Genomic DNA, 24,624 nt, shown 5'->3' with positions numbered 1-24,624 from the left:
TAGTTTGAGCCGTACCAGTATACCGAGCCGCGCGGACACCGACGCAAATCACACCACGACTCCGTGCGTCACCGTCAGGCTCGCCCCAGCGGATTTGGTGCAATGGGGTCAGGTTAGTCTGCGCCAATCTATTGACAATCACGAAACCGCCGATGTCATGGCAGCAGCAGCGAGCGACGGTCAGGGCGAACAAATTAGCATGAAAAGGGGGCGGCATAGACCTTTTGGTCATGCCACCCCCTTTGAATGACAAGTTGTCGCCCTGGCCGCCGCGCAGTGTCGACTAAGTTAGAGGCCGAGCATCGGCTCCAGAACGAAGAAGTATGCGAGCACTACGATGCCCAGGATGATGCGGTAGACACCGAAGCACTTGAAGTCGTGACGGCGGACGAAGCCCATGAGCCACTTGATGGCGATGAGCGAAACCACAAAGGCCACAACGCAGCCCACGCCCAGGATAGCGACCTCGTTGGCACCGAACGTGCCGCCCTTGATGAAGTACTTGACCAGCTTGAGCGCACTCGCGCCAAACATGACCGGGATGGCCAGGAAGAACGTAAACTTGGACGCCACCGAACGCGTGCAGCCCAAAAGCAGGCCGCCGATGATGGTAGAACCGGAGCGAGACGTACCAGGCACCAGCGAAAGCACCTGGAAGCAGCCGATACCCAGCGCAGTCTTCCAGCTCAGGTCCTCGAGCGTGGCGATGGAGCCAAAGTCCAGATTCTCGTCATCGTCCTCATCCTCAGCGGTAGCCGCGGCGGGTGCCGCAAAGTGCGCACCGGCGGGACGTCCACCCGACACCACAGCACGCGAACCAAACGAACCGGCAACAGCCATTTCCTCGCGCTTGCTCGCGCGCCAGTTCTCGATCACGATAAACAGCACACCGTACACAATGAGCGCCAGCGCCACGACGGGAGCATTGTAGAAATGCTCCTCCATCCAGTCGTTGAGCGGCAGGCCGATTGCCGCGGCGGGAATGCAGCCAAGCACAATCTTGCCCCACAGCACCCAGGTGTCGCGGCGGCCCTCCTTGCCCTTGCTGGGCGAGAACGGATTGAGCTCATGGAAGAACAGCACGCAGACGGCCAGAATGGCGCCGAGCTGAATCACGACCAGGAACATGTTCCAGAACGTCTCGCTCACGTTCATCTTGACGAACTCGTCCACCAAGATCATGTGACCGGTCGACGAAACAGGCAGCCATTCGGTGATGCCCTCGACCAGGCCCATGAAGGCAGATTTTAGAAGCTCGATGATATCCAAAGGGACCCCCTCGTTAGACACCCGCCGATATTGTTCTGCGGACGGTGCGGGCGATGTCCCATTATCAACCGTTCGGGCGCGTCTGCGCCTACCCTTACCAAAAAACTCGTCCGTTCACAGAATTGCGAGCGGTCAAACCGAAATCCTTGGGTATAACTGCAACAAGATAAAGTGTTCGGCGGCCAACGCGCCCGCGCCCGCCCGAGGCACGAGCCCCGCGCCCGTGCGATAGACCAAGGAGGAAACCATGAACGAGGGCTACACCAAGGTATTTGTTTCACTCGATGGTACTGAGCAGCAGGATTTTGTGCTCGCACGCGCCATCAAGGTCGCCGCGAACAACGGCGCCAAGCTAATCATCGGCCACGTTATCGATTCCACGGCGCTCGAGAGCGCCGGTTCCTATCCGGTCGATCTGGTCAACGGCCTAGAGGAGGCATTTAAGAACTCCATCGCCAAGCAGCTCGAAGAGGCCAAGGCCAATCCCGATATTCCCGAGGTCGAGGTTATGATTCGCGCCGGCCGTATTCGCGAGACGCTCAAGGACGAGATGCTCGACGTGGTTAAGCCCGACCTGGTGCTCTGCGGCGCACGCGGCCTGTCCTCGATCAAGTATGCGCTGCTGGGTTCGATTTCGACGTTCCTGCTGCGCAACACCGACTGCGACATCTTGGTCGTGAAGTAGGTTCCTTCCCGCCGGCGCAGGGCCTGCGGGGTTATCACGCCGACGTCCTCGCCGCTTCGCGGCTGCGGGATGTCGGCTTAGATAACCCCTCCCGGCCTTGCGCCTTCGTCACCGTACTTCAACGAGTTGGCTGATAAAAGATGGCGTGCCGCCCCGTTTGGGGCGGCACGTTTTTTATGGGGCGATTCATTTAAATCCTTGCGGCTATATTCACGTTCGGGAACATAGCGCCAATTGCCTTAGCTAAGTTCACGTTCGGGAACATAGCCGTCCGCACCGTAAGACGGGCTGGCTACTCGAAATATTGGAACTTGTTGGTTGAGAAGGCGAATGTTACGACAAAGCCTTCGCCGGGCTCGGATGCCGCGGTGACGTCGATGCCCATCTTGGAGCACAGGCGCGCCACCAGGTAGAGGCCGATGCCCGTTGCGCGCTTGGTGGTGCGGCCGTTGTCGCCGGTAAAGCCCTTCTCGAACACGCGCGGCAGGTCTGCCGCACACACGCCGCAGCCGTTGTCCGCGACGGTAAGCTCGATGCGCTCGCTTGCCAGACCCTCGTCCAGCAACGCACCCGAAAACACGATCTTTGCGCCGTCCTCACGCGCATATTTAATGCTGTTCTGAATGAGCTGGCCCAGAATAAACTCGAGCCACTTCTCGTCGGTAAAGACCTCAAAGTCGAGGTTCTCGCACACCGACGCCACGTGTGCCGCGATGAGCTCACGCGCATTGGCCTTGATTGCGCCCGTCACCAAGGTCTTGAGATCCCAGCGGCGAATCAGGTAGTCGCGCTCCACGACTTCCGAGCGCGCATAGTACAGAGCTTGGTCGATATAGCGCTCCACGCGGGCAAGCTCGCGTGCCAGATCGTCCACGCGCGACAGGTCGTCTTCGCTACCGTCCAGGTTTTCCAAAATCAGATGGGCCGCCGCCAGGGGCAGCTTGGCCTCATGGACCCAGCTCTCGATATAGTCGCGATAGTCATCGGTCTGACGGCGGCCTTCGGCAACCTCGTCGCAAGCGGCTTTGCCCACCCGGCGCAAGACCTCGTACTCGAGCTCGCCCTCGGCATAGGTCGGGCATTGCACCATCTCCTGCACCCATGCGGGACTCTCGAGCTCCTCGGCCGCACGCTCCAGCTGGCGCAGAAAACGACGACGGCGCGCGTACTCGATCACGATGCCGAGCATACCAAAGATATAGGACACGCCGACCGCCACGACCACGATAGAAACGGGTGCGCCGGCGACCGTCAGCACAAAGCAGCTCAGCAGCACGCCGCACGTCCACACGGCGACGGGAAGCAGCGCGTCTTTAAAGAACTTGGCAAACGACATAGCCGGCCCCTAGACCGAATAGCCCTGGCCGCGGTGCGTGGTCAAATACCCCTTGATGCCGATTTTTTTCGAGCGTGGTGCGCAGGCGGTTGATGTTAACGGTGAGCGTATTGTCGTCCACGAAGGCGTCGGAGTCCCACAGGTCCTGCATGATGGCCGAACGCGAAACGATCTTGCCCGCGCGGCTCAGAAGCAGCGAGAGGATACGCAGCTCGTTTTTGGTGAGCTCGGTACTGGTGCCGGTTTGCGTGTTGGTGACCATGGAGCGTGCGAGGTCGAGCTCCAGTCCCTTGTGGACGAGCGTGCTGCGCTCGCCCGCCGCCGCGGTGCGGCGCAGCAAGGCATTGATGCGGGCCACGAGCACGCGCGCGCTGTAGGGCTTGGGAACAAAGTCGTCCGCGCCGAGCGTCATGGCCATGACCTCGTCGATCTCGGTCGTGCGCGACGTGAGAACGATGATGGGGACCTCAGATTCGCGACGGACCTCATGGCAGATGTGCTGGCCGTCTTTGACGGGGAGCGTGAGGTCGAGCAGCACCAGGTCGGGCGCGGCGGCGAGAATATCGCGCGAGACGTGCTCAAACGATTCGCAGGCCTCGACCTCAAAACCGGCACGGGCAAGGATGTCGACAAGCTCACGACGAATGGGCTCGTCGTCCTCAACGATATAGATTAGCGCCATGGATTCCGCTCCCCCTCTTGGTTGTCTTGCCACCATTATGGCTGCGAAACTGCAGGTGCGCGCCACGCACGTCGCCAAGGTGACAGAACTGTTCGCGAACGGGGGGCGTTTTGTCCGCCTTACGCTCGCGACGGGAACGGAGACTAAAATGATTCTTTAATCCCCGTCCCAGAAAAATCATTTAGCGGCGGGCACGAAGCTTTTCGTAGCCTTCGGCAAAGAAGGCGACCGTGGCGGCATCGGCCTCGGCGGCGTCCGTCTCGGTCGCGGGGACCACGCCGTGCTCGTCGCTCACTAGGAACAGCGCGCCCTTAAGCTGCGCGGGAATGTCTACACGCGTGACCGGGATGCCCTTGGTCTGGGCCAGCTGCTCGATGAGCGTCGCCGTGCCGCACAGAAACTCGTCCGCCGGCGCCACAAAGGCGAGCTCGCCGTTGTTGACGGCGGCGAGCAGCTCGGGCGCCACGCCAGTTTCGTCAGCCTCGGAGCGGGCCTCAGCGGAGCGGGCACGCAGCGCCTTGGCCGACGTATCGGCGAGCGGCTCGTACTCCACCACCGTCATGGCGGCGTTGCCGTTGATGTCGATCACCAGCATGAGCACGCCGTCGCGCGCGGTGTAATCGCCCTCGGCAAGCGACCACTCAACGTGCTGCTTTGCCCAGCTGAGCATGTTATGGGTAAGCGGCTCGCCCTGCACCAGGCGCTCGGACAGCGCGCGGATGTGACGGTTGAGCATGGGCACCTTTTTGTTGGACATGCGCCAACGGCATACAAGCGCGGGCTTGTCGAGCGTAAACTTCTCGACCGCCTCCTGATTGGCGCAAAAGTCCTCGTACGCACGCTGATCCTCGGCATTGCCAAACAGCTCGGCATCATCAATCTGGGGCATGGTCATACCTTTCGTGTTAGTCATTCCGTCCTCTTATACCAAAAAGACGGCCCTCCAAACGGAGCAGCCGTCTTTTGCAGAGATTATTTTGTTCCGGGGCGAAACTTAGTGCCTAAAGTGGCGGGCGCCCGTAAAGACCATCGCGATGCCATGCTCGTTGCAGGCCTGGACGCTCTCGTCGTCGCGCTTGGAGCCGCCGGGCTGGATGATGCAGGTCACGCCGTGCGCGGCAAGCACGTCGACGTTGTCGCGGAACGGGAAGAACGCGTCGCTTGCACAGGCAAAGCCGCCCTTCTCCACGCCCTCGCGCTCGCAGAAGTCCTCGGCGCGCTCGCAGGCAAGCAGTGCAGAGTCAACGCGGTTGGGCTGACCCGGGCCCATGCCAATACCGGCTTTGCCCTTGGAGACCAGGATGGCGTTGGACTTGACGCCCTTGCAGACCTTCCAGGCAAACTCGAGCTCGGCCATCTCGGCGTCGGTGGGCTTGCGGTCGGTGGGGAACGTAAAGGTCGCGGGGTCCTCGGTCACGTGGTCAACTTCCTGCACCAGCATGCCGCCGTCGACGGAGCGCAGCTCCACCTGGGCGCCGTGGTCCACGCCGCCGGTAGCCAGCACGCGCAGGTTGGGGCGCTTGGCCATGCGCTCGAGTGCCTCGGCAGTGTAGCTCGGGGCGATGATGACCTCGACGAACTGCTTGTTCTGATCGGCAAAGTGCTCAACCAGATCAAAGGGAACCTCGCGGTTGCAGGCGATGATGCCGCCAAAGGCGCTCTTGGGATCGCAGGCGAAGGCGCGGTCGTAGGCAGCCGTGATGTCCTCGGCCACGGCAGAGCCGCAGGGGTTCTGGTGCTTGAGGATCACGCAGGCCGGCTCGTCGAACTCGCGGACCAGGTTCCAAGCGGCGTCGGCATCCAGATAGTTGTTGTAGCTGAGCGGCTTGCCCTGGATCTGCTCGGAGCCCACGAGTGGGAACTGCGAGCTCGCGGTGTTCTCGCAGCCCTCGGCAAAGCGATAGACCGTGGCCTTCTGCTGAGGATTCTCGCCATAGCGCAGGTCGTCGACCTTCTCCAGCGAGATCTCGAGCTTGGCAGAGGTGTCCGCCACGTCGCTTGCCTGGGCGGCAAGCCAACGGGAGATAGCCGTGTCGTAGGCGGCGGTGGTCTGGTAGACCTTCACCTGCAGGCGACGACGGGTGGAAAGCGTGGTGCAGCCACCGGTCTCGTGCATCTCGGCCAGGACGGCATCATAGTCGGCCGGATCGGAGATGACGGTAACGCTCGCGGCGTTCTTGGCGGCAGAGCGCAGCATGGAGGGGCCACCGATGTCGATGTGCTCGATGGCATCCGCGAAGGTGACCTCGGGGTTGGCGACGGTCTTCTCGAACTCGTACAGGTTGACGACGACCAGGTCGATCAGCTTAATGCCGTGCTGAGCGGCCTCCTGCATGTGCTGCTCGGAATCGCGGCGGGCCAGCAGCGCGCCGTGAACCTTGGGGTGCAGGGTCTTAACGCGGCCGTCCATCATCTCGGGATAGCCCGTGAACTCCTCGATGGGGGTTACGGGAACGCCCGCGTCCTCGATGGCACGAGCCGTGCCGCCCGTAGAGATGATCTCGACGCCAAAGTCATCGACCAGCGTCCGTGCGAAATCGACGACGCCCGTCTTATCGGTAACCGAGATCAACGCGCGTGCGATCTTCACATCAGATCCCATGCAGTCCTCCTGTCTGGTACGCCGCCGTGCTCTGTGAGCCGGTGATACGTCGATCTGCAGCGCTCGCGCAGCGGCATTGAAAATACTGATTCAATGTAGCGCATCGAGCGCATCGATGCACCCCGCAACGGGCGCATATGCAGAAAAAGTTTGCGAGCGGAGGAGATGAGCACGGCACCGGGCACGGTGAGTTCATGGAACACAGGGGCACCATAATTAGATGCCAATAGCGTGGTAGAACTGTGCTCGATATGCATCCGCAAAAGAAAGAGGCACCATGGTCTCGCGGGTTCTCTACCGACCGTTTGATACCGAAGACTTCGACGCCATCGCGCTGATTCTGCAGCAGCTTTGGCATAACAATTCGGATAACGATGAGTACAACCGCCTTGAGGCCGCGTGCGACCTCGCCTATTGCCTTTCGTCGTCGACCTTTTCGCAGGTTGCCGTAATCGACGGTCAGGCGCGCGGCATTGCGCTCGCACGTGCGGGACAGAGCTCCGGCGCCACCGTCAAGGAACATTGGATGGATACCGAACGCGCGCTGCTATCGCAAATGCGCGAGCTGGAGCCCGATGCCTGCGCCGAGTATCTATCGTTTGTGCGCGCAACCATCCGAACCAACAACCGCCTGCTCGAAAGCAGCCCGTTGCCACACGACAACGAGGTCACGCTGCTTGCCGTAGATCGCGACGTCCATGGCCTGGGCGTTGGCTCGGTTTTGCTCGATGCCGCGGTCTCGTACCTGTCCTCGCGCGGGGCGACGAGGGCACACCTGTACACCGACTCCAACTGCTCGTGGAAGTTCTACGAGCTGCACGGCTTTAAGCGCGCGGCCACGCACCGCGCCAACCGCGAAGAGCGCCGCCACGACATGCCGCGCGAAAGCTTCCTCTACGAACTTGACCTAACGGCCTAGGCCCAGCAGCCATACCTAGTCATTTAGGAACGTCCCCAGTGACGAGTCGCTGGGGACAGTCTTCGTAGGTAGCGCATAAAAAGAGGATGGGCTTTCCCCAACGGCTGTCGAGAAAAGTCCATCCCGTAATTTAGGACCGTTAGAACGTTCCGCCGCCGCCTCCGCCGACGCCGCCGCCTCCGCCGCCCGAGAAGCCGCCACCACCGCCGCCGCTCGAGCTATCGGAACTCGAAGCCAGCTCACGGATGCTCTCGTGATACACATCATCGAACGAATCGAGCGGGGACTGGTTTCCGTAGTGATGGTAGTACCACCAGTAGCAGGGGTAATTGTCGTAGAAACCGTCGGCCTCGCGCACCTCGGGAGGAACAGCCTCGGCAAGCTGACGCAGGACTTCCTTCGAAACGCCCAGCGCCGCACCCATCACCAGAAGTTTATTCCACAGCACCAGATCGCCGGGGACGGCTTCCTTTAGACGCGTGAAGTCCTCAAGCCAATGCTTAAGCGCCTTGCAGCGAGCCGCCACCTCGGCGCCCTCCGGCGTAAAGCGGCGGAACGTAAGGCCCACGCCAATACCCACCAGCACAATCGGCACCGAGATAACCGCGGCGACAATGTTCGCCTGCGCGCCGTCGGTAAAGAAGATGGATCCCGCGGGAACACAGGCGATCAGAATACCGAGAACCAGGCAAAACACCATTGCGACAATGCCGTCCGAGGCAACGTACTCGCTATCGGCCAGCTTGCCCTTAACGGTGTTCTGATAGTCCTCGAGCTTGTCGCCCACGGGTGTAGCGTGCTGCTTGACGTAGTGCTGCAGCTCGTCAAACGTGCGCGAGCGGTCGCCGTTCTCGTCGGGCTTAGCACCGGCAAAGAAGACCTTGAGCACCATGCGGTCAATGCCCTTGGCCGACTTCCAGCCCGCATCACTCACCGTCACGCGATACGTCTGCTCTTCTTTTTCACGCCCCAACAGACCTTTCTTGGCCTTGGTCACGGTCGCCTGCTCCAGCTTGATCACACGGTCGTCGGTGAGCTTCATGAGCGTGGCGATATATGCCTGATCGGGCACCTCGTTCCAGCTCATGAGGGCCGAAAGCACGGCGGGATGGTCGTCCGAAGGCACATCGCGGAAATATTCGTCCTGGAAAAGCGGTTTGGGCTTGCGGCGGCGCAGCTTGAGCACAACGATTGTGCCGGTAAAGGCCACCGCCGCGACAACACTTAGTACGGCAAGTACATTGGCAATCATGCGAGCGTGAGCGCGGCGGGCGTTAGCCTCGTCGGCCCATGCCTTCTCCTCGCTCAGGATTGTCGGCATGCGCTCCTCGCTCGAAGCGGCAAGCTGCGGCACCCAGTCGCTGGGGAAGGCGATGCGCGCCTCGGCGAATTCGCCCTGGTGCACGCAGGGAATGGTATAGGTGACCATGGGTTCATCCGCATCGAGCGATACGTCGCCCGTCAGCGGGCCGTGCCCCCATGCGCGGAAGTTATCGCCCTTGACGGCCACCGTCCCGGCAGCGGCATTTGCGAAGTACACTTCCATCTCGACGTCATCGGAATCCGCGGACCAGCCGTCGCCCACGAATTTCCAATAGAGCTCGGCGGTATCGGCCCAGTTCATAACCGCACCGGTCATGGTGTAGCTCACGCAATAGATCGCGCTATCGCCGCTCTCGTGAGGGCTGAACACCTTGATCTTTACGCCGTCACCAGTCTGCTCGACCGTGTAGACGCCAGAGTCACCCTTGTTCGCGCTGTCGACCTTGTTAAACGCGGTGTCGTCTTCCTCGACGCTCAGCACATTGACGCCCGCCGCGCCGCCCTGCTGGTTAGAGCCCGTATTGATCTCCCAAAACACGCCGTTGATATCGTCATCGAAATCAAACTGGCGTCCCTCGACAACGGTCAGCGAACCGTCGGCCTCGACCGTGGCGCCGATATAGGTTTGGGTCATGGAGTAGCCGTCGGCGTGCGCGGCGACAGGCAGTAGCAACAACGCAAGCGCGACGAGCACGCAGACGGAAGCGAATCGCGCAAACAGGCAGCGCTGCCGACAAGTACTGGCAACGGGGGTGTTCATAGGCACATCCTTTGTCTGTAAAACCAACAGCGCCATTGTCCCACGTTTGCGGGTACGCATGACGAACATCTAGGCGACCGGAGTGCCAAACGGGATGAAAGTCACGCCCGCACCCCGACACTTGGAAAATGATCTATTGGGGACGGAGGAAAACGGATCATTGGGCTGAACCGACAGGCAGCAACAAAATTGTCGTTTGGGACGCTCTTTGGCCGAGTCCCGCGTCAGCAATAGATACCACTTCACAGCTCCGTCACAGGTGTAGCGGCTTTGTGTTGCTGCGGCGCGCGCTGATTGAGCCCGCGAGTAAAGGGCATAAAGCAGTTGAGCGAAAACGGTTGCCCCTTTCCCGTTCGCTCGTGGATCATGTCCCCCTTTTCCGCGGAAACCCCGGCAGTTGCGAAGAGCTGCCGGGGTTTCTGTTGTCTAAGGTGCCGAGTTGACGGACAGGAATCAAAGCACCGAGTCTGCGGCCCGCCATACGCAATGCGGGTCCTCGACAACTTGCGGACCACAGTGATGCCTCCCCATCGTGCCCCGCGCTATACTCGTCCGCATGGATATCAAAGCACGCAACATAGCAACGCCCGTCGCGGACGCGCCAACGACGACTCCCTCTCCCGCACCTGTCGTGGGTCGCTTTGCCCCGTCGCCCTCGGGCCGCATGCACTTGGGCAACGTGTTCAGCTGCCTGTGCGCGTGGCTTTCGGCCCGCAGCCAGGGCGGCAGCATCGTGTTGCGCATCGAGGACCTGGACGATCGCTGCAAGCGCCCCGAGCTTGCCGCCCAACTAATCGACGACCTGGCATGGCTAGGGCTCGAGTGGGACGAAGGCCCCTACTACCAGCACGATCGTCTGGACCTGTACGAGAGCGCCCTGCACCAGCTGCAAGACGCCGGCCTCACCTACCCCTGCTTTTGCACACGTGCCGAGCTCCACGCCGCAAGCGCACCGCACGCCAGCGACGGCACGCTCATCTATCGCGGCGCCTGCCGAGGCCTTTCTGCCGAGGAGGTTGCCCGCCGCAGTGCCCTGCGCGCCCCGGCCACGCGTTTGCGCGTGCCCGCCGTCGATGACCTCGCGGACGACGTGATCGAATTCGTGGACCGCACGTACGGCGCCCAATGCGAAGCGCTCGCCACCGAATGCGGCGACTTTTTGGTGCGCCGCAGCGACGGCGTGTTTGCCTATCAGCTAGCCGTGGTGATCGACGACGCCGCCATGGGCGTCACCGAGGTCGTGCGCGGATGCGATCTGCTGGGCTCCACGCCGCGCCAAATCTATCTGCAGCATCTGCTGGGACTTCCCACGCCGCACTACGCGCACATTCCGCTGCTCATGTCGCCGGACGGCCGCCGCCTTTCCAAGCGCGACCGCGATCTGGACCTGGGCGAACTACGCGCCCGCTTTGGCACGCCCGAGGCACTGCTGGGCTGGCTCGCCGGGCAAACGGGCATCGCGCCGGACACCACGCCGCGTACCGCCGAGCAGTTGGTCGAGCACTTTAGCTGGAATGTCATCCGCGCGCACCGGGAGAACATCACTGTAACGGCCGAGTAGCCGCTCAGTCCGCCCCTACGCAACATCCCAGGGCTGGAGTTCGTCACCCAGGCGAACGATGCAGTCGTAGAGCACGGTGTGGCGTTCGGCCGGGTTGGCATCCCGATGGAAATGCCCGTAGTACCAGCGTTTGTAATCCAAGTGGTCTTCCAGCTCATCGAAAAATGCCGTGAGCCGATCAACGGCGGGGTAATTCCAGCCGGGTGCCGGATAAAGCGTGGGCGAAAGCATGCGCGTAGAGCAGGTGTGGGTGATCACGTAGTCGACCTTCCAGCCCATGCTGTCGAGCTTTGTCCGCGCCTCCTCAAAGTTGCGCTCATCCGGCAGCTCCTGCGGCCACCAACTGGAATAGGGAATGCGGTATTCCTTGTCCACGCTCGTGGCGCCACCCATGGTAAAGATCATTGAGCCGTCGAGTTCAAAAACCTCGCCACGCGTCAGACGCCGTATGAGCGAGGTATCCGACAGGCGCTGCGTCAGCCCGCCGTGCCACAACTCCATGGGACGCTCCGCCCAGTGATCGAAACGCTCGTGATTGCCGTCGACGAACAGCACGGTATAGGGACGCGATTCCAGCCAGGCAATATCGGCACATTCCTCGGCAGAGAAATCCCACGGAAAGCCAAAGTCGCCCGCGACAATCAGATAGTCGTCGCTCGTCAGGCTATCCCCAAGGTCCCAATCGCGCAGCTTTTGCATGTCGAGGCCGCCGTGAATATCGCCCGTCACATAGACCGTCATCGGATTACCACTTCTCTCTTATATGTTTCGAGATCGTGCTCAATCTGCTCGTCACCCGTGGCGTTGACCCACCTCGGCCATTTAACGCAACACACCGGCTCGTCTACCTGCGCAAACCACGACCTGAGCTCCTTCAGGCTCACGGGGGCGTAGCCGTTAGCGTCCACACCCACGTCATAGCGCAGCAGCCCCTGTCTGAGGTTGAACTTGTTGTACGCGCCGCCGCAGCTGTGAATATGCCCGTGCAGATGCCAGCTGCCGTGCGACATGCCCTGCCAATCGACCATGGGATAGTGACTCAACACGATTTTTTGGCGGTTGATCTTGAGCACGCAAATGGGCGGCTCGACGATAAAAGCATCCGCTACGCCAGACTGCGTCCAGTCTTTGTCGTGGTTGCCGGGCAGTAGGTGGACGCGCTTGCAGGCAATGCTTTTGCGCAGCTCACAGGCGTCTTGGACCGTCATCTTAAAGCTGAAGTCGCCCAAGATGTAGAGCTCGTCATCCGCAGCGACCTTGCTGTTAATGTTAGCGACCATGGCGTCGTTCATCTGCGCAACAGTCGACCAAGGCCTATCGCTAAGCCGTAGCATGTTCTCGTGTCCAAAATGAGCATCGCTAGTAAACCAGATCACGGGGACCTCCTAACGCTGCGAGGCATCTGCATCCCTTAGGGCTTACCCTTCGTTCTTCCATCCAAACGGGTCAAGCACCCAAAAAACCAGATCGAGCACGCCGCCGGTCATCATGGCGCCGGCAAGGGCCATGCAGACGTGCAGAGAGACGGCATTTCGGAGCACGTCGAACGGCCCCAGAATAGCCAGCAGCGCGACCGCTGCGCCGGCAAGGCACAGCGCGAGGCACGGCCCCGCGTCCTTAACGCACTTCTTTGCGAGATGCTTGGTGTTGTCACTCATTGGTATCGAGCTCCTTAGAGAGTCGTTGTTCGGGTACATGCCGCCGCGGCAGAGCAGGGCGGCAGGGCAAGTGTCACATGTCGTGCGGACACAAATGCCGATTGCCGTCACTTACCTACCGTTCACAATAAGCAGTCTGATTTATTTCCACGAAGATCTTGATCTCTTCCTCGGTCAGTGAGATCCTTCGATCAAGCTTCCTGGATAGGGGCTGGAAGATGAGACGGATGTCTCTAGGCACAACACCATAACGCCCGATCACCGTTATGGCTTTCGTCTAGAGCTGGGAGACCAGCTTTTTTATTAGCGATGCTCCCTTTCAATCTCCGGCACTCCAAGAGCGCAGGCCTGTTGTTTTGACTACTTTAGACGAAAGGGTTTTGCTATGAGCACCGACATTATTGTTCGATTTACCGACAGCTACGTGCAAAAGCTTGGGGATATAAAAAAGGTCGTCGGCTTGATGTCTCCCAAATCTCTTATCCAAATAATTGATACGCTCGACCTCGATGCCAACCCTCGCAACTCTCGCTTGGGATCCGTTACCGATGCCATTCAGGCTTCCATCCGTGCGGACGAACTATCCCCTGAACAAAAGCTATTTCCTTTTAAGTCAAAGGGAATTTTGCTCGCGTCTTCGAACTATGAACCCCTTGAGCGCGGTCGCTATCGTTTGAGCTTTACCCCCAATGATGAGGTTGAGGGAATTCTCGACGGCGGACATAACACCCTCGCCATCGGCAGTTACATTCTCAGTGAAGCAGAGCTTGCGCTCGGCAATCGACCCCCCAAAAAGAGCGAAGTTTCGATCTGGGACTCATTCAAGCAAACATGGATGAACCGTCGAGCCGATATTGAAGACTATCTGTCACTTCTCCGTGAAGAAAAAGCGGCCCTCAAAGAGAAAGGCATAAGCACTCTCGACTTCTCGATTCCCGTTGAATTGCTCGTTCCCACCGATCCCAACGATGCGCTCTGCGTTGAAAACTTCCGCACATCGCTTCTGGAAATCTGCGATGCCCGCAACAATAACGCCCAGCTCACACAGGGCACCAAAGGCAATCAGGAAGGTCTTTTTGATTCCTTTAAAGCCCTCTTTGTCGAAAAGTACCCTGAATTTGCAGGCAACATCAGTTGGAAGACTAACGACGGCAAGCCCATTGAATCCAGAAAGCTTGTCGCGCTCTCCTGGATCCCGTTATCGCTCATCTCAAGTACCGTCACCTCTGGTGATATCGAAGCGCCGCAACCTCCTCTAGTCTATAGCGGCAAGGAAAAATGCCAGGAGAAGTTTTTGCAGCTGATGAGGGATGATCGAGTAACCAGAGCCTCTGGTTCGGCGCGCCGCGAACTCAAGAATCCGCAAGTTCTTAGCGCACTCAAAGTGGCTACGGACCTCCCCGGTCTATACGATGAAATCTATTCGCGCTTCCCCAAGTACTACAACAAAACCGGAAGCTACGGAAAAATCGGCGCCGCCAAGAGCCTTAAAAACAGTCGCGATGAATACCGAACCCCCTTCTTTAAAAACAAGGCGGGTAACCCTGTACCCGAGGGCTTTATCTACCCCCTAGTCTGCGGCCTCCGCGCCTTGATGGAAACGGATGATCAGGGGAAAGTACGTTGGAAAACAGATCCGCATGAGTTCCTCGATAGCCCAGCATTTGAAAACGTCGTTGCCCAGTACAGCGGTGTCATCCAGCAATCTGACTACGACCCGCAAAAGGTCGGCAAGGGCGCTATGAGCTACACCGCCGTTGAAAACTCGATGAAGCTTGCAGTTCTTATGGGCTAGCATCTTTCACCGAAGAGCCTGTTGACCGCCATTAATCCAAGATGGATTCCGACCTATCGAAACGGCATCGCGATGGGTCAGAATCCATCTCATAAACGATCTAGATAGAAGCAGTTTGTTATAATGAATTAATCCAGTTGGAGATGCGGCAATGCGTCACATTGCAAGCTAGTCCGCTATATCCTCCGCAGTTTAAATCTACTTTTGCAACGTGATTTTTGATCCATGTGATCCGTTTGCCTTATTTATCCCATTCTCTGACGCCGTTTTGCACCGGCACCCCATCCCCCGCTATCGAGGTCTAATACTTTTCCGCGAAGTGAACGTCTGTTTTAGGACCCCTGAAGCATCCACATTTTTCGTCGGCAAAATCGCAGGATTCCAGTATCGAAACCGCAGGAAACGATGCCCTTAAAGTGTCGATACTTCGGGGGTCCGATTTAGCTCGTTCACTTCTCGGAAAAGTATTAGACCTCGCTGCTAGCTACCCAGAAGGACATCTCTTCCTTCCCCACCGCCACCCAAAAACTCATCCAACATTAATCTTGGCTCAAGAATCGCTTAATCTATAACCTGCACTATAGAGTTCGACCAAGGGCGGGGCGACGCCGCGCAACGCAGGCCGCCGAACGCAACGCTCGCACCCGGGCAGATCGCCCGGTGTCGCGCCCATCGAACGAAAGGACAGGTCATGGACGACCTCGAAAAAGTTGAAACCATCCGCACCAAGTGCAACGTGAGCTACACCGATGCCAAGGCCGCGCTCGACGCTGCCGACGGCAACGTTTTGGATGCCATCATTTGGCTCGAGTCGCAGGGCAAGACCCAGACCACGTCGGCGCACGCCGCCACCGAGTCCGCGCCAGTCGATGAGCCCTCGGCCGAGATGGTCGCCGCGCAGGCCGCCTACGAGAAGTCGAGCGAAAAAACCGACTTCTCCAAGAAGATGGACAGCGTTTGGGAGTACCTCAAAAAGCTCTTCCGCCTGAGCCTGGACACCAAGTTTATCGCCACGCGCCGCGATGCGATCATCCTCAACATCCCCATCCTGATTCCCATCGTCGCCCTGTTTGCCTGGGGCGCCACGATATGGCTGATGCTGATTGGTCTGTTCTTTGGCATGCGCTACCGCATCGACAGCGACGGCGATGTGCCCGGCAGTATCAACAACCTTATGAATCACGCCGCCGACGCCGCGGACGACATCAAGCAAAATCTCAACGACGACAAGTAATCTCAGACGGGGGCACGCATGGCACGGATCCTGATCGTAGAGGACGAAGAGAAAATCGCCCGCTTTGTGACGCTCGAACTGGAGCACGAGGGCTACCAGGTGGAGCACGCCGCCGACGGCCGCACTGCCGTGGACCTGGCGCTGGAGCGCGACTACGATCTGATTCTGCTCGATGTGCTGTTGCCGCAGCTCAACGGCATGGAGGTCCTGCGGCGTGTCCGCAAGCACAAGGACGTGCCGGTGATCATGGTCACCGCGCGCGATGCCGTGATGGATAAGGTTGCCGGGCTCGATGCCGGCGCCGACGATTACCTGACCAAGCCGTTTGCGATTGAGGAGCTGTTCGCACGGATCCGCGTGGCGCTGAAGCGCTCTGAGGCCGTGCGGGCGGCTTCGGGCGTTGGTGGCGCCGGCGCCGGGGCTGGCGTAGCGAGCAGCACGGCCGCCGGTATCGCCACAATGTCCCCGGCAACCGACACGGCCCAGACCGCTGCCTCGCCCTCCCCCGCCACGCTCACCGTGGGCTCGGTTGCGCTCGACCCCAATCGCCGCGAAGTCACGGTTGGCGGCTCGCCCATCGTGTTGACTGCCCGCGAGTTCGATGTCCTCGCCCTGCTTATGGCGCATGCCGAGACCGTACTCACGCGCGAGCGCATCGCGCACGAGGCGCTGGGCTACGAATACGTGGGCGACACCAACAACGTCGACGTGCACATCGCACACCTGCGTGCCAAAATCGAGGACGCCGGCGGTGCCCGCATCATCCAGACCGTGCGCGGGGTGGGCTATGTCTGCCGTGCGTAATGCCGAGGCCAAGCGCGTCACCTCCATCGCCCGCGCCATCAACTGGAGCTATATGTGGCGCCGCCTGATAAGCTACGTCTGGCTCGATCTGCTGCTGATGGTGATTGCGGCGGCGATCCTCGTCTATGGATACAACCAGACGCTGCCCGACAGCGCGTTTACCGCAGGCTGGATCCCCGGCGCCACCGTTCACGGCATGTCGCTGACGCCCGCACGCGGCTGGGACCCGACAACGCTCACCTATACCGTCGAGCTTGCGCGCACCAGCAAGACTTTCCCCCTCGCGCAGGACCTCGTCGCGCTATGGCCTCTCTACCTTGCCGCTGTGGGTTGGCAGGTCATCAGCGTGCTCAACATGCTCGGTGGTGCCCGCCGTGTGCGCCGTACCATGGCACCGCTCAACGACTTGGCCTTGCGCGTGGACGAACTCGGCCGCATGCAGCTCGCCGGCAGCAAGATGGAAACACTGGAGCAGGCCATCGAGCGCGCAAGCATCGACTCGCCGAGCGTCACCACCGGCGACGCCGACCTGGCAAGCATCGAGGTCGCGCTCAACCGCCTGCTGCGCCAGATGCAAGAGGCCAAGCTGCAGCAGATGCGCTTTGTCAACGATGCAAGCCACGAGCTGCGCACGCCCATCGCGGTGATTCAGGGCTACGTGAACATGCTCGACCGTTGGGGCAAAGACGACCCGGACGTGCTGGCGGAATCCATCGCGTCCCTCAAGGCCGAAAGCGAGCACATGCAAGAGCTCGTGGAGCAGCTGCTGTTTTTGGCGCGCGGCGATGCCGGGCGCACGGTCCTGCGGCGTGCGCATACCAACCTGGCCGCACTGGTCGGCGAGGTATGCGAGGAATCGCAGATGATCGATACCGAGCACACGTATCGGCTGGCCTTTGACGCTGCGCTTGCCAGCGACCCGCGCTGCGACGCACCCGTCGACGTGGCGCTCGTGAAGCAGGCTCTGCGCGTGATCGTGCAGAACGCCGCCAAGTACTCGGATGCGGGAACGACCGTCACATTTGGCATAACGCCCGATGCGGGCATGGGCACGATCGACATAAGTGTTGAGGACGAGGGCATCGGCATGAACCAGGAATCAGCAGCTCACGCGTTCGAGCGGTTCTACCGTGCCGACAACGCGCGCGATGCCGGCGCGCAGGGCTCGGGCCTGGGGCTCGCCATCGCCAAGTGGATCGTCGACAGCCACGGCGGCGTCATTGGCGTGACCTCAGTCGAGGGCGTCGGCAGCCGCTTTACGATTCGCCTGCCGCGGTAGGGGCGTCTCTCACGAATCGAAGGTGAATGGTTTTCCGCGAAGTGAACGACCTATTTTGGACCCTCGAAGCATCCGCACTTTTTGGCGCCAAAACCGCAGGAAATACCTGACAAAACCGCAGGAAACGGCGCCTCCAAAGTGTCGATGCTTCGGGGATTCGATTTCACTCGTTCACTTCGCGGGAAACCATTCACCTTCGTTTTACGACAGCCCGTCAGTCACCCTCTCGGCATTAAAAATGGGGTAAGGCCACGTGGCCTTACCCCAATTTTAGTTAGCTGTAGCAGCTTATGCGCTACTCGCGGCACAGGTGCACGGCGAAGCCGGCGAACTCGCGCTTAAAGTACACGAGCTTGGTGCCGCCGTCGGGCAGCAGCACGCGCGACTCCTCGTTGACCTCGAGCCCGCGCTCGGCAAACCACTTCTCGGCCGCATCGATGTCGTTGACGGCAAAGCCAATGTGGCCCTTGGCGCCACGACCGTTCTGCTTCATGATCTCGACCAGCGAATCGTTAAAGTACGAAACGGGGGTCTCGATGACGGGCAGACCCATCATCGTCGAGAACAGCTCCGCGATCTCCAGGGCGTCTGCCGGGTCGGCAGCGTTAATGCCCACATGGGCAACGCGCATGCCAAAGAGCTCGACCGGATTGGCGTTCTGCTCACTCATACAGGCAGCGCCTACTGAGCCATGACGTCGAGAACGGCCTTCTCAGCAGCGACGCGGTTCATGCCAGTCATGAAGGGCACGCCACTCACGTACGGGCAGGTGAGCCCCTCGGGGGCAACGGTGGTGGCGATCAGCAGATCGGCGCCCTCGTCGCAGTAATCCTTGGCCTCGGAGATGGCGCACTGCACGATCTCGTACTTGCCGGCGTAACCGTTGGCGTCGAGCAGGGTGGCGACCTTCTGGGCAACGAGCGTGGAAGTAGCAGCGCCAGCACCGCAAGCCAAAACGATCTTCTTCATAGGTAATGTCTCCCTTCATGGTTTACTTTAGGTAAGTGTACCGCAGCGAGCGATGGCACTCGGCCTCGATGAGCTTTTATGCCAGTTTGCTTGCGCGCTGCGTATAATACATCTAGTACGTGTTGTCATACCGCTCGCTTTATGAGCGACTAAGGACCCTAATATGCCCGATTCCCGCACACTCTGGACCGCCGTCGTTATCATCTGTATCGCCGTGTCGGTGTTCTTTAGCGTCAAAAAACGCACCACGTTTAAACGCCTGCAGCAGCTCATGGCCGCCAAGCAGTGGGACGAGTTCGATCGTTTGCTCGACGGCAAACTCACCAGCATGCTGTACCCGCGCTACAACCGCGACTACCTGCGCCTGAACTCCTATCTGCTGCGCGAGGACCACGAGCACGCCAGCGAGATGTTCGACCTGCTGCTGGGACTCAACCTGCCCAAGATGCAGCGCGTCGACCTGGTCATTAAGGCCTTTAACTACTACGTTGGCCAGGAGGACCGCAAAAAGTCCAAGGAGTTGCTGCACGAAATCAAGGGCTTTGAGGGCGGTCAGGCCGAAGCAGTCGCACACGAATGCCAGCTGATGTACGACACGATGATCCTCAAGCGCCACAACGACATTCCCGAGCTGGAGCGCATGCTCGAGGAGGCCGGTGACGACAAGGTCAAGAGCTGCCGCCTGGAATACCTGCTGGCCCTGCAGTACAAGAACAAGGGTGACGAGGCCAAGTTTGCCGAGTACTTGGAAAAGTCGGGTCAGCACTCGATGGCTGTCAACGCGTAACGGACGGCTTGTGCTAGACTTCTAGTCTCACGGGGGCGTGGCGGAATTGGCATACGCAGGGGACTTAAAATCCCTCGCCGCAAGGATTGTGGGTTCGAGTCCCACCGCCCCTACCATGTATTGCCTACGAGCCCGTATCCCTTTGGGGTGCGGGCTCGTTTCTATTACACGCCGGTGGGGCTCGAGTTCGCCCCCCTCGCCATCAGCCGACTTGTCTGGTTAGGGGCGGTTTTGCACCATGCGACAGCCCCATACATCTGCCTTATCCGAGAGTCTAGCAGTCAGAAGGGGAGCCTTTTGCGGCACGGGATCAACGCGGGCCATCGCAACTCCAAAGCCCGATGTCATTCGGAAAACTCGATGCGCTTGTCGCACACTTCAAGCGCTGCAGGACGATGGGTTACCGCGATAACGGTCTTGTCCGTCAAAGCGCTCAGGTTCTGCAGAACGCGCCGTTCCGTATCGGGGTCTAGCGAACAGGTCGCCTCGTCCAATAGGAGCACTGGCCTATTGCTGAAAACCGCACGGGCTATGGCCAGGCGCTGAACCTGCCCCTCCGATAAGCCGCCACCGCTTTCGCCCAACTGCGAATCAAGCCCCTCGGGCATCTCCCGCACAAAATCGGCGCATGCGATACGCAACGCATCCCACATGCGCAAATCGCAGGAAGCTCCTTCCGTATCGCCAAAGGCGACCGCTTCGCGCACCGTACCGCCCATAAGGTGGTTACCCTGGGGCACATAAGAGAAAAGGGAACGCCAGCGCGCCGTCAGAGGCTGGCGGGACCCATCCCCGAGCAGCACGCAGCACTCACCCGTTTCGCAAGGGCAAAACGCCATCATCGCCTTCAGCGTGGTTGACTTTCCGCAGCCGCTCGGACCGGTGAACGCAACGAACTCGCCTCGCCCGATGTTCATGTCGGGGCAACGAATTGCCCGCGGGCCGCAGGCGTCGGCGACATTGGGTGCCTCGGAGCCGTATCGGCATGACACCCCACGCAGCTCCAAGCCGGCAAAACCAGTCGTGTCCGCTTCGGGTCCCTCCCCCGAATCGGCAACGCCATCATAAGGCAGCGCTTCGGCATCCATCAGACGCTCGGCACTGGCCGTCATAGCGAAATACCGCGGAATGCAACCCGAGATGTTAGCCAACGGGCCCTGCACCTGACCGACAAGCTGCAACGCCGCCACGAACGTACCGTAGCTCACCGAGCCTCCGAGGATCCCATATGCACAATAGGCGGCAGCCACCAGATACGCGCCGCTCATGGCCAATCCAAATCCGATGTTGCACAAATTGGAGAATCGAATACGCCGCATGCATGCAGCCCGATAGTCTTCCAACAGCACAGCAGCGCCGCGCTCGGCGAAATCTTCCCTCTGGAAGCTCTTCACGACAAGCAGGCTGTTAAGGCACTCGACAAGATGGGAACGCGCGCATCCATCGGTTTCGCGGATGCGCTTGTGAAGGCGTTTGAGCACGCGACGAAAGCCCAACGTGAACCCAGCGAGCACGATTCCCGCGGGAATGAGCATCCAAGCGATTTGAGGGATCATGACAACAAGCAGCGCAAGCGCTCCGACAAGCCGGGCAAGCATACCCGCCGCAGAAGGCACAACCGTGGTGGCGTTGGATGCCACGATACGCGCATCATCGGTCAGGCGGCTCATCCATTCGCCGGTGTGGACAGCCTGCACGCTGGAAAGCTCGGCATGCAACACTTTGTCGAGGAATCTTAGCCTAAGGATATTCTGGAACATCGTGCGCGCACGTTCCTGCAGAAAGCGATACAGTGCCTGCAGCGCGATCAACGCAGCCGAAACGGCCGCGAACACGACAACGCTGAGGCGAAGCGCATCAGAAGCGCCGCCAACCGCAGCATTGACCAGGTCGCGCATCACCCATGCGGTGTAAACACCGCCACCGGCGATGACCACTTCAAGTCCGACAAGGGCGGCAACCATCCAGAGACGGCTCCCTAAAACGCGAATCATCCAGGGAACGGCATGCAGTTTGGAACCGGAATCCACGAGACTGGCCTCCTTGCGGGAAACACGATGTGAAGGGGCCCCGATCCCGCAGTCGAAGCGCCCTTCGCGATTAAGGACACAGGGCCGGACGCTGCGCAGCAAGGGGCACTTTGCCGTTTGCCCCTCCGAATCGGCGCATCTCTACCGCCCGAGAGGCGTAGCCTACTCCGAGGCGATCCCCGCCTTCACAAGCGCCTGCAGGAAGGTGTCGACATCGGCGGCCGCGCGCGGCTCGTCCACATCGTACGATTCGACCACGCGCGCAACGATCTGGTCGCGTGACAAACCCTCCTCGATGCCGCGCCATACGATCGCGGCGGTATCGTTAAGCTTCACGATGCCGCTGAACTCCGCAGCCGCTGCCCCCGTTGCGACGGCAACCCATTGACCGCCTACTTCCTGGATAACGAAGCCTTTCTTGATGTTCATGGCTAATTCCCTTCATGCCGTTTCCCTATTGCTTGCGAACAACCTTTGCATATGACTGCCCGGTCATGGCCTCGAACGAGGTTTTGACAGCGGTTTCCGATATATCGCACCCCATTGCCCACACGGGCACTTCGGCGAGCACCCGATCGATGCATCTCAAGACTGTCAATGCGCCAACAGGGCTTTTGCGCGGTATATAGCATTGCCTTACGATGGTTTCCGAGGCATCGGCTGGGGCCAAGCGCTCGATGGAGCAAGTTGGTGCCTGGCGAAGCACGCAGATGCCGGCAAGCGGGGCGTGCCCGTTATAGCCCCAACCTTCCTTGCCCGTCCACGGGCATCCGTAGACCATGGGTTCCCCACACTCGGGGACGTATAGGAACGGCTTGTCCCCGCAGAGAATCTTCGCCCCCCGGTCGCCAAGGTATCGCATCCATAGCCGTGCGTGCGTTGACTTGCCGGTGCCGCTGCGTGCGGTGAAGGCGAATGCGCGTCCCTCATACTCGACCACGCAAGAATGGAACACCACACGGCGCAGCGGCGCAACCTTCTCGGCGATCAGCCGGTGCACGGTGCAAAGCTCAACGCAGGGGTCGGAGTATTCTGGGGCCATCGCCCTATCGAATGCCAGATCGTCATCGCTAGCCCTTATGGTAAACAAGGGCTCATCGTCCGCGTGCTCCTCGAGATACGGCTCGCCAACCCGTTCGAGCAAGCCGAAACGAGAAGCCACCTGCACCGGAACGCCCGCGATCCTAAACCTCAAAAGACGCTCGCTATCTTCGCTTTGCGTCATGACCTACCCCTTCCTCGCTTCCGCTGATTCCAACGTCTTGATAGTCTAGGAAACGCGCGCTTGAGCGTCCGTTTTGCCCGCATGGCCAGCCGACGCCTTGCGATACGGCAGTGTTCGCCCCGGCGCAGCTTGCTTACATAAGCAAGGTAATCGGGATCGTCGACCGAGCACATCTTGCCATCGCGCACGAACGAGACCAGGATGCCGAGCACGTCTTCGAACGGGACATCGCGTTCATAGGTGACGCAATTGTCGCCAAGGATAACGTAGCCCGCGGGGCCCACCCCCACAATGCGATGCAGCACGTACCTACCAGCCGCCTGGTAATACAGCACCACATCGTTCTCGCGGAAACGCTCGCCGGGCTTTGCCGCCCTGATGGTCACAAGGTCGCGACCCTGCCGCAGCATAGGCTCCATGGACACGCCGCGCGTGCGGTACACGAGCACGCCGTCGCGGGCGAGCACTTCCTTGAATGTGCTTTTGGTTACGGGAACCGCTTCGTTATCAGCGATCATACAGCCCCATCTCCGAACCGAGGTTGCGGCGCCGGGCGGTTTCCTCCATATCGAAACGCACGCTACCCGCAATGTCCTTGCGCGTCAAAACCACGCGAACGCACCGCCCCGCTTGGTACACCCAGGCGAAAGGACGCAGCAGCGCATGCTTGCGCGCGGCCTTCCAGTTGCATACGCCGCCTCTTTGGAGATACCTGAAAAAGCCGACGGGGCCTCGGATTCCCGATAGCGCTGTGGCACCGGTCTTGCCCTTGATCTTCTTACCGAAATTACCCAGCAGCATCACATGCTCGAGCAGGTCGGCACAAACAGCGGGCTCCACCTCGGCGCACCATTCGAAGCCCTCCTCGGGAAGGCCCAGGTATATCTGGCAGAAACGCGTGAGGCACGTTGCCGTGCGCTCGACGCGTTCATCGCCCAAAAGCTCGGAAAACTCCGTCCAGCCATCATGGGCGAGATATGCCTTCGCAAACAGCATCCAGTCAATCACCTGGCGGAAGCCCAAGCCCCCAAGCGCCAGGTGCTTGCGCGCATGAAGCAGCAAAACGACGCCGTTGACCATGGGAGGGAACACGGGGAAGCTGTGCCCCTGCACGCAAGCTGCTTCCGTGTGTCCGAGCGCCTCCTGGAACAGGGCCTTCAAACCAGGTGTGCCCTGGGGAATGCCGTTTGGCTCCCAATGAAGCTCCAGGTGCACGCCGTCCTTGTCCAACCCTACGTGGTGATCGCAAACGCCGTCGTCGTCCTTGTCCTCAAAACCTGCGGCCACCAACGCAGCGCGGGCGCGCTTAAAATCGGCAGGAGACACCATGAAGTCGATGTCGCCATAGGAGCGCAAACCCGGATCAGGATACAACATGCCCGCCGCCGCGCCTTTTAGGATGACGGTCGGGATACCCTTTGCCTCCAAAACGGAGAGCATCTCATCCTGCACGTCAAGCAAATGCCCAAACAGGGCACGGCGACCTAGATCGTGGTTGAGCCAAGCGGCGGCAAGCGCGTTGTCGGCACAGGCGTCAAGCAGCCCGCCCGGCAACAACGCAAACCCGGGGATAGCCTGGGCCTGCAGCTCGGCATACACAACCGAAGGCTCAAGGCCTTCCGGCAACTTCAGCGACCCGTCTTCGGAGAACGCCGAACGGATGATTTGGCAAACGGTACTTTCGAGCAATGTCGTCGTCTTTCCAG

The 24,624-nt window shown here is 60.1% G+C and carries 23 protein-coding genes, 1 tRNA gene and 1 pseudogene; 9 read left to right on the top strand and 16 right to left on the bottom strand.

The features are described from left to right. Positions 1 to 288: 288 nt before the first annotated feature. A complete protein-coding gene (locus tag AAAX35_RS05830) occupies positions 289 to 1,269 on the bottom strand; it encodes an undecaprenyl-diphosphate phosphatase (RefSeq protein WP_055310402.1) in 981 nt (326 codons plus the stop codon). Between the two features lie 247 nt (positions 1,270 to 1,516). Here AAAX35_RS05830 and AAAX35_RS05825 point away from each other — a divergent pair, with 247 nt between their 5' ends. Continuing rightward, positions 1,517 to 1,954 carry a universal stress protein gene (locus tag AAAX35_RS05825; RefSeq protein ID WP_006235921.1) on the top strand — a complete coding sequence of 146 codons (438 nt, stop codon included), beginning with the start codon at positions 1,517 to 1,519 and terminating at the stop codon, positions 1,952 to 1,954. Positions 1,955 to 2,246: 292 nt separating this feature from the next. Here the strand turns inward: AAAX35_RS05825 and AAAX35_RS05820 are convergent, their stop codons facing one another. The 4 genes and pseudogenes from AAAX35_RS05820 to purH form a co-directional block, all read right to left on the bottom strand. Further along, a complete protein-coding gene (locus AAAX35_RS05820) occupies positions 2,247 to 3,290 on the bottom strand; it encodes a sensor histidine kinase (RefSeq protein ID WP_349117039.1) in 1,044 nt (347 codons plus the stop codon). A 9-nt stretch (positions 3,291 to 3,299) separates the two neighbouring features. After that, positions 3,300 to 3,972 (bottom strand): annotated as a pseudogene (locus AAAX35_RS05815) (response regulator transcription factor). 181 nt (positions 3,973 to 4,153) lie between these two features. Beyond that, on the bottom strand, positions 4,154 to 4,885 hold the full coding sequence (locus tag AAAX35_RS05810) for a hypothetical protein (RefSeq protein ID WP_349117038.1): 732 nt from the start codon (positions 4,883 to 4,885) through the stop codon (positions 4,154 to 4,156). Positions 4,886 to 4,966: 81 nt separating this feature from the next. Further along, positions 4,967 to 6,574 (bottom strand): bifunctional phosphoribosylaminoimidazolecarboxamide formyltransferase/IMP cyclohydrolase, encoded by a 1,608-nt coding sequence (purH, locus tag AAAX35_RS05805; protein WP_349117037.1) that lies wholly within the window; start codon positions 6,572 to 6,574, stop codon positions 4,967 to 4,969. Between the two features lie 277 nt (positions 6,575 to 6,851). Here purH and AAAX35_RS05800 point away from each other — a divergent pair, with 277 nt between their 5' ends. Continuing rightward, the gene (locus AAAX35_RS05800; protein WP_349117036.1) at positions 6,852 to 7,493 is read left to right on the top strand and encodes a GNAT family N-acetyltransferase; all 642 of its coding nucleotides are present in this window, start codon (positions 6,852 to 6,854) and stop codon (positions 7,491 to 7,493) included. 139 nt (positions 7,494 to 7,632) lie between these two features. Here the strand turns inward: AAAX35_RS05800 and AAAX35_RS05795 are convergent, their stop codons facing one another. Further along, positions 7,633 to 9,576, bottom strand: coding sequence for a DUF2207 domain-containing protein (locus AAAX35_RS05795; protein ID WP_349117035.1), 1,944 nt, complete (start codon positions 9,574 to 9,576; stop codon positions 7,633 to 7,635). A 556-nt stretch (positions 9,577 to 10,132) separates the two neighbouring features. On the opposite strand from AAAX35_RS05795, the gene gluQRS reads away from it, so the two are divergent. After that, the gene (gene gluQRS, locus AAAX35_RS05790; protein ID WP_349117034.1) at positions 10,133 to 11,137 is read left to right on the top strand and encodes a tRNA glutamyl-Q(34) synthetase GluQRS; all 1,005 of its coding nucleotides are present in this window, start codon (positions 10,133 to 10,135) and stop codon (positions 11,135 to 11,137) included. Positions 11,138 to 11,152: 15 nt separating this feature from the next. On the opposite strand, the gene AAAX35_RS05785 is transcribed toward gluQRS, so the two are convergent. From AAAX35_RS05785 to AAAX35_RS05775, 3 genes are read right to left on the bottom strand one after another with little or no spacing between them, the layout of a single operon-like run. Further along, positions 11,153 to 11,878 carry a metallophosphoesterase gene (locus AAAX35_RS05785; RefSeq protein ID WP_349117033.1) on the bottom strand — a complete coding sequence of 242 codons (726 nt, stop codon included), beginning with the start codon at positions 11,876 to 11,878 and terminating at the stop codon, positions 11,153 to 11,155. Next, complete coding sequence (locus AAAX35_RS05780) at positions 11,875 to 12,513, bottom strand: hypothetical protein (protein WP_349117032.1); 639 nt, start codon at positions 12,511 to 12,513, stop codon at positions 11,875 to 11,877. The genes AAAX35_RS05785 and AAAX35_RS05780 overlap by 4 nt, the downstream gene beginning before the upstream one ends. 42 nt (positions 12,514 to 12,555) lie before the next feature. Continuing rightward, positions 12,556 to 12,795: a hypothetical protein gene (locus AAAX35_RS05775; protein ID WP_349117031.1), complete on the bottom strand. Its 240-nt coding sequence runs from the start codon at positions 12,793 to 12,795 to the stop codon at positions 12,556 to 12,558. 385 nt (positions 12,796 to 13,180) lie between these two features. Between AAAX35_RS05775 and AAAX35_RS05770 the strand changes: the two genes are divergently transcribed. The 4 genes from AAAX35_RS05770 (at position 13,181) to AAAX35_RS05755 (ending at position 17,907) form a co-directional block, all read left to right on the top strand. Next, positions 13,181 to 14,590 carry a hypothetical protein gene (locus AAAX35_RS05770; protein WP_349117030.1) on the top strand — a complete coding sequence of 470 codons (1,410 nt, stop codon included), beginning with the start codon at positions 13,181 to 13,183 and terminating at the stop codon, positions 14,588 to 14,590. 691 nt (positions 14,591 to 15,281) lie between these two features. Further along, complete coding sequence (locus AAAX35_RS05765; RefSeq protein WP_022093856.1) at positions 15,282 to 15,824, top strand: uBA/TS-N domain protein; 543 nt, start codon at positions 15,282 to 15,284, stop codon at positions 15,822 to 15,824. 18 nt (positions 15,825 to 15,842) lie between these two features. Continuing rightward, positions 15,843 to 16,628 carry a response regulator transcription factor gene (locus AAAX35_RS05760; RefSeq protein WP_349117029.1) on the top strand — a complete coding sequence of 262 codons (786 nt, stop codon included), beginning with the start codon at positions 15,843 to 15,845 and terminating at the stop codon, positions 16,626 to 16,628. Further along, a complete protein-coding gene (locus AAAX35_RS05755; RefSeq protein WP_349117028.1) occupies positions 16,612 to 17,907 on the top strand; it encodes an ATP-binding protein in 1,296 nt (431 codons plus the stop codon). Before AAAX35_RS05760 ends, AAAX35_RS05755 begins: the two co-directional genes overlap by 17 nt. 295 nt (positions 17,908 to 18,202) lie before the next feature. Here AAAX35_RS05755 and AAAX35_RS05750 read toward each other — a convergent pair whose 3' ends face one another. Together AAAX35_RS05750 and AAAX35_RS05745 are read right to left on the bottom strand one after the other, a co-directional pair. Next, the gene (locus AAAX35_RS05750) at positions 18,203 to 18,577 is read right to left on the bottom strand and encodes a VOC family protein (protein ID WP_117769941.1); all 375 of its coding nucleotides are present in this window, start codon (positions 18,575 to 18,577) and stop codon (positions 18,203 to 18,205) included. An 11-nt stretch (positions 18,578 to 18,588) separates the two neighbouring features. Further along, positions 18,589 to 18,876: a PTS sugar transporter subunit IIB gene (locus tag AAAX35_RS05745; protein WP_117564906.1), complete on the bottom strand. Its 288-nt coding sequence runs from the start codon at positions 18,874 to 18,876 to the stop codon at positions 18,589 to 18,591. 163 nt (positions 18,877 to 19,039) lie between these two features. Between AAAX35_RS05745 and AAAX35_RS05740 the strand changes: the two genes are divergently transcribed. Then, the gene (locus AAAX35_RS05740; protein ID WP_349117027.1) at positions 19,040 to 19,663 is read left to right on the top strand and encodes a hypothetical protein; all 624 of its coding nucleotides are present in this window, start codon (positions 19,040 to 19,042) and stop codon (positions 19,661 to 19,663) included. A 31-nt stretch (positions 19,664 to 19,694) separates the two neighbouring features. Next, positions 19,695 to 19,779: transfer RNA gene (locus AAAX35_RS05735), tRNA-Leu, on the top strand. A gap of 228 nt (positions 19,780 to 20,007) precedes the next feature. Here the strand turns inward: AAAX35_RS05735 and AAAX35_RS05730 are convergent. Genes AAAX35_RS05730 through AAAX35_RS05710 form a run of 5 tightly spaced genes read right to left on the bottom strand, consistent with a single transcriptional unit; the run spans position 20,008 to position 24,607 of the window. After that, on the bottom strand, positions 20,008 to 21,795 hold the full coding sequence (locus AAAX35_RS05730) for an ABC transporter ATP-binding protein (protein WP_349117026.1): 1,788 nt from the start codon (positions 21,793 to 21,795) through the stop codon (positions 20,008 to 20,010). 60 nt (positions 21,796 to 21,855) lie between these two features. Next, positions 21,856 to 22,122, bottom strand: coding sequence for a PqqD family protein (locus tag AAAX35_RS05725; RefSeq protein WP_349117025.1), 267 nt, complete (start codon positions 22,120 to 22,122; stop codon positions 21,856 to 21,858). A 25-nt stretch (positions 22,123 to 22,147) separates the two neighbouring features. Beyond that, positions 22,148 to 22,918 (bottom strand): hypothetical protein, encoded by a 771-nt coding sequence (locus tag AAAX35_RS05720; RefSeq protein ID WP_349117023.1) that lies wholly within the window; start codon positions 22,916 to 22,918, stop codon positions 22,148 to 22,150. Then, a complete protein-coding gene (locus AAAX35_RS05715; protein ID WP_349117020.1) occupies positions 22,915 to 23,436 on the bottom strand; it encodes a S24/S26 family peptidase in 522 nt (173 codons plus the stop codon). Before AAAX35_RS05715 ends, AAAX35_RS05720 begins: the two co-directional genes overlap by 4 nt. Continuing rightward, complete coding sequence (locus AAAX35_RS05710) at positions 23,426 to 24,607, bottom strand: nucleotidyltransferase family protein (protein ID WP_349117018.1); 1,182 nt, start codon at positions 24,605 to 24,607, stop codon at positions 23,426 to 23,428. Before AAAX35_RS05710 ends, AAAX35_RS05715 begins: the two co-directional genes overlap by 11 nt. Between the last annotated feature and the right edge of the window lie 17 nt (positions 24,608 to 24,624).

It is taken from the genome of Collinsella sp. CLA-ER-H11 (assembly GCF_040092445.1).
In the GTDB taxonomy this organism is placed as follows: Bacteria; Actinomycetota; Coriobacteriia; order Coriobacteriales; family Coriobacteriaceae; genus Collinsella.
The sequence above is the reverse complement of the archived record's forward strand: the minus strand, read 5'-3'. Positions and strand labels throughout refer to the sequence as shown.

What these genes read in the sequence shown, in the direction of transcription:
- AAAX35_RS05820 (WP_349117039.1), bottom strand. Translation starts at nt 3,290, where the DNA reads ATGTCGTTTGCCAAGTTCTTTAAAGACGCGCTGCTTCCCGTCGCCGTG.
- AAAX35_RS05745 (WP_117564906.1), bottom strand. Translation starts at nt 18,876, where the DNA reads ATGAAGAAGATCGTTTTGGCTTGCGGTGCTGGCGCTGCTACTTCCACG.
- AAAX35_RS05770 (WP_349117030.1), top strand. Translation starts at nt 13,181, where the DNA reads ATGAGCACCGACATTATTGTTCGATTTACCGACAGCTACGTGCAAAAG.
- AAAX35_RS05800 (WP_349117036.1), top strand. Translation starts at nt 6,852, where the DNA reads ATGGTCTCGCGGGTTCTCTACCGACCGTTTGATACCGAAGACTTCGAC.
- AAAX35_RS05825 (WP_006235921.1), top strand. Translation starts at nt 1,517, where the DNA reads ATGAACGAGGGCTACACCAAGGTATTTGTTTCACTCGATGGTACTGAG.
- AAAX35_RS05795 (WP_349117035.1), bottom strand. Translation starts at nt 9,576, where the DNA reads ATGAACACCCCCGTTGCCAGTACTTGTCGGCAGCGCTGCCTGTTTGCG.
- AAAX35_RS05785 (WP_349117033.1), bottom strand. Translation starts at nt 11,878, where the DNA reads ATGACGGTCTATGTGACGGGCGATATTCACGGCGGCCTCGACATGCAA.
- AAAX35_RS05715 (WP_349117020.1), bottom strand. Translation starts at nt 23,436, where the DNA reads ATGATCGCTGATAACGAAGCGGTTCCCGTAACCAAAAGCACATTCAAG.
- AAAX35_RS05810 (WP_349117038.1), bottom strand. Translation starts at nt 4,885, where the DNA reads ATGACTAACACGAAAGGTATGACCATGCCCCAGATTGATGATGCCGAG.
- AAAX35_RS05765 (WP_022093856.1), top strand. Translation starts at nt 15,282, where the DNA reads ATGGACGACCTCGAAAAAGTTGAAACCATCCGCACCAAGTGCAACGTG.
- AAAX35_RS05720 (WP_349117023.1), bottom strand. Translation starts at nt 22,918, where the DNA reads ATGACGCAAAGCGAAGATAGCGAGCGTCTTTTGAGGTTTAGGATCGCG.
- AAAX35_RS05775 (WP_349117031.1), bottom strand. Translation starts at nt 12,795, where the DNA reads ATGAGTGACAACACCAAGCATCTCGCAAAGAAGTGCGTTAAGGACGCG.
- AAAX35_RS05740 (WP_349117027.1), top strand. Translation starts at nt 19,040, where the DNA reads ATGCCCGATTCCCGCACACTCTGGACCGCCGTCGTTATCATCTGTATC.
- AAAX35_RS05760 (WP_349117029.1), top strand. Translation starts at nt 15,843, where the DNA reads ATGGCACGGATCCTGATCGTAGAGGACGAAGAGAAAATCGCCCGCTTT.
- gluQRS (WP_349117034.1), top strand. Translation starts at nt 10,133, where the DNA reads ATGGATATCAAAGCACGCAACATAGCAACGCCCGTCGCGGACGCGCCA.
- AAAX35_RS05750 (WP_117769941.1), bottom strand. Translation starts at nt 18,577, where the DNA reads ATGAGTGAGCAGAACGCCAATCCGGTCGAGCTCTTTGGCATGCGCGTT.
- purH (WP_349117037.1), bottom strand. Translation starts at nt 6,574, where the DNA reads ATGGGATCTGATGTGAAGATCGCACGCGCGTTGATCTCGGTTACCGAT.
- AAAX35_RS05755 (WP_349117028.1), top strand. Translation starts at nt 16,612, where the DNA reads ATGTCTGCCGTGCGTAATGCCGAGGCCAAGCGCGTCACCTCCATCGCC.
- AAAX35_RS05725 (WP_349117025.1), bottom strand. Translation starts at nt 22,122, where the DNA reads ATGAACATCAAGAAAGGCTTCGTTATCCAGGAAGTAGGCGGTCAATGG.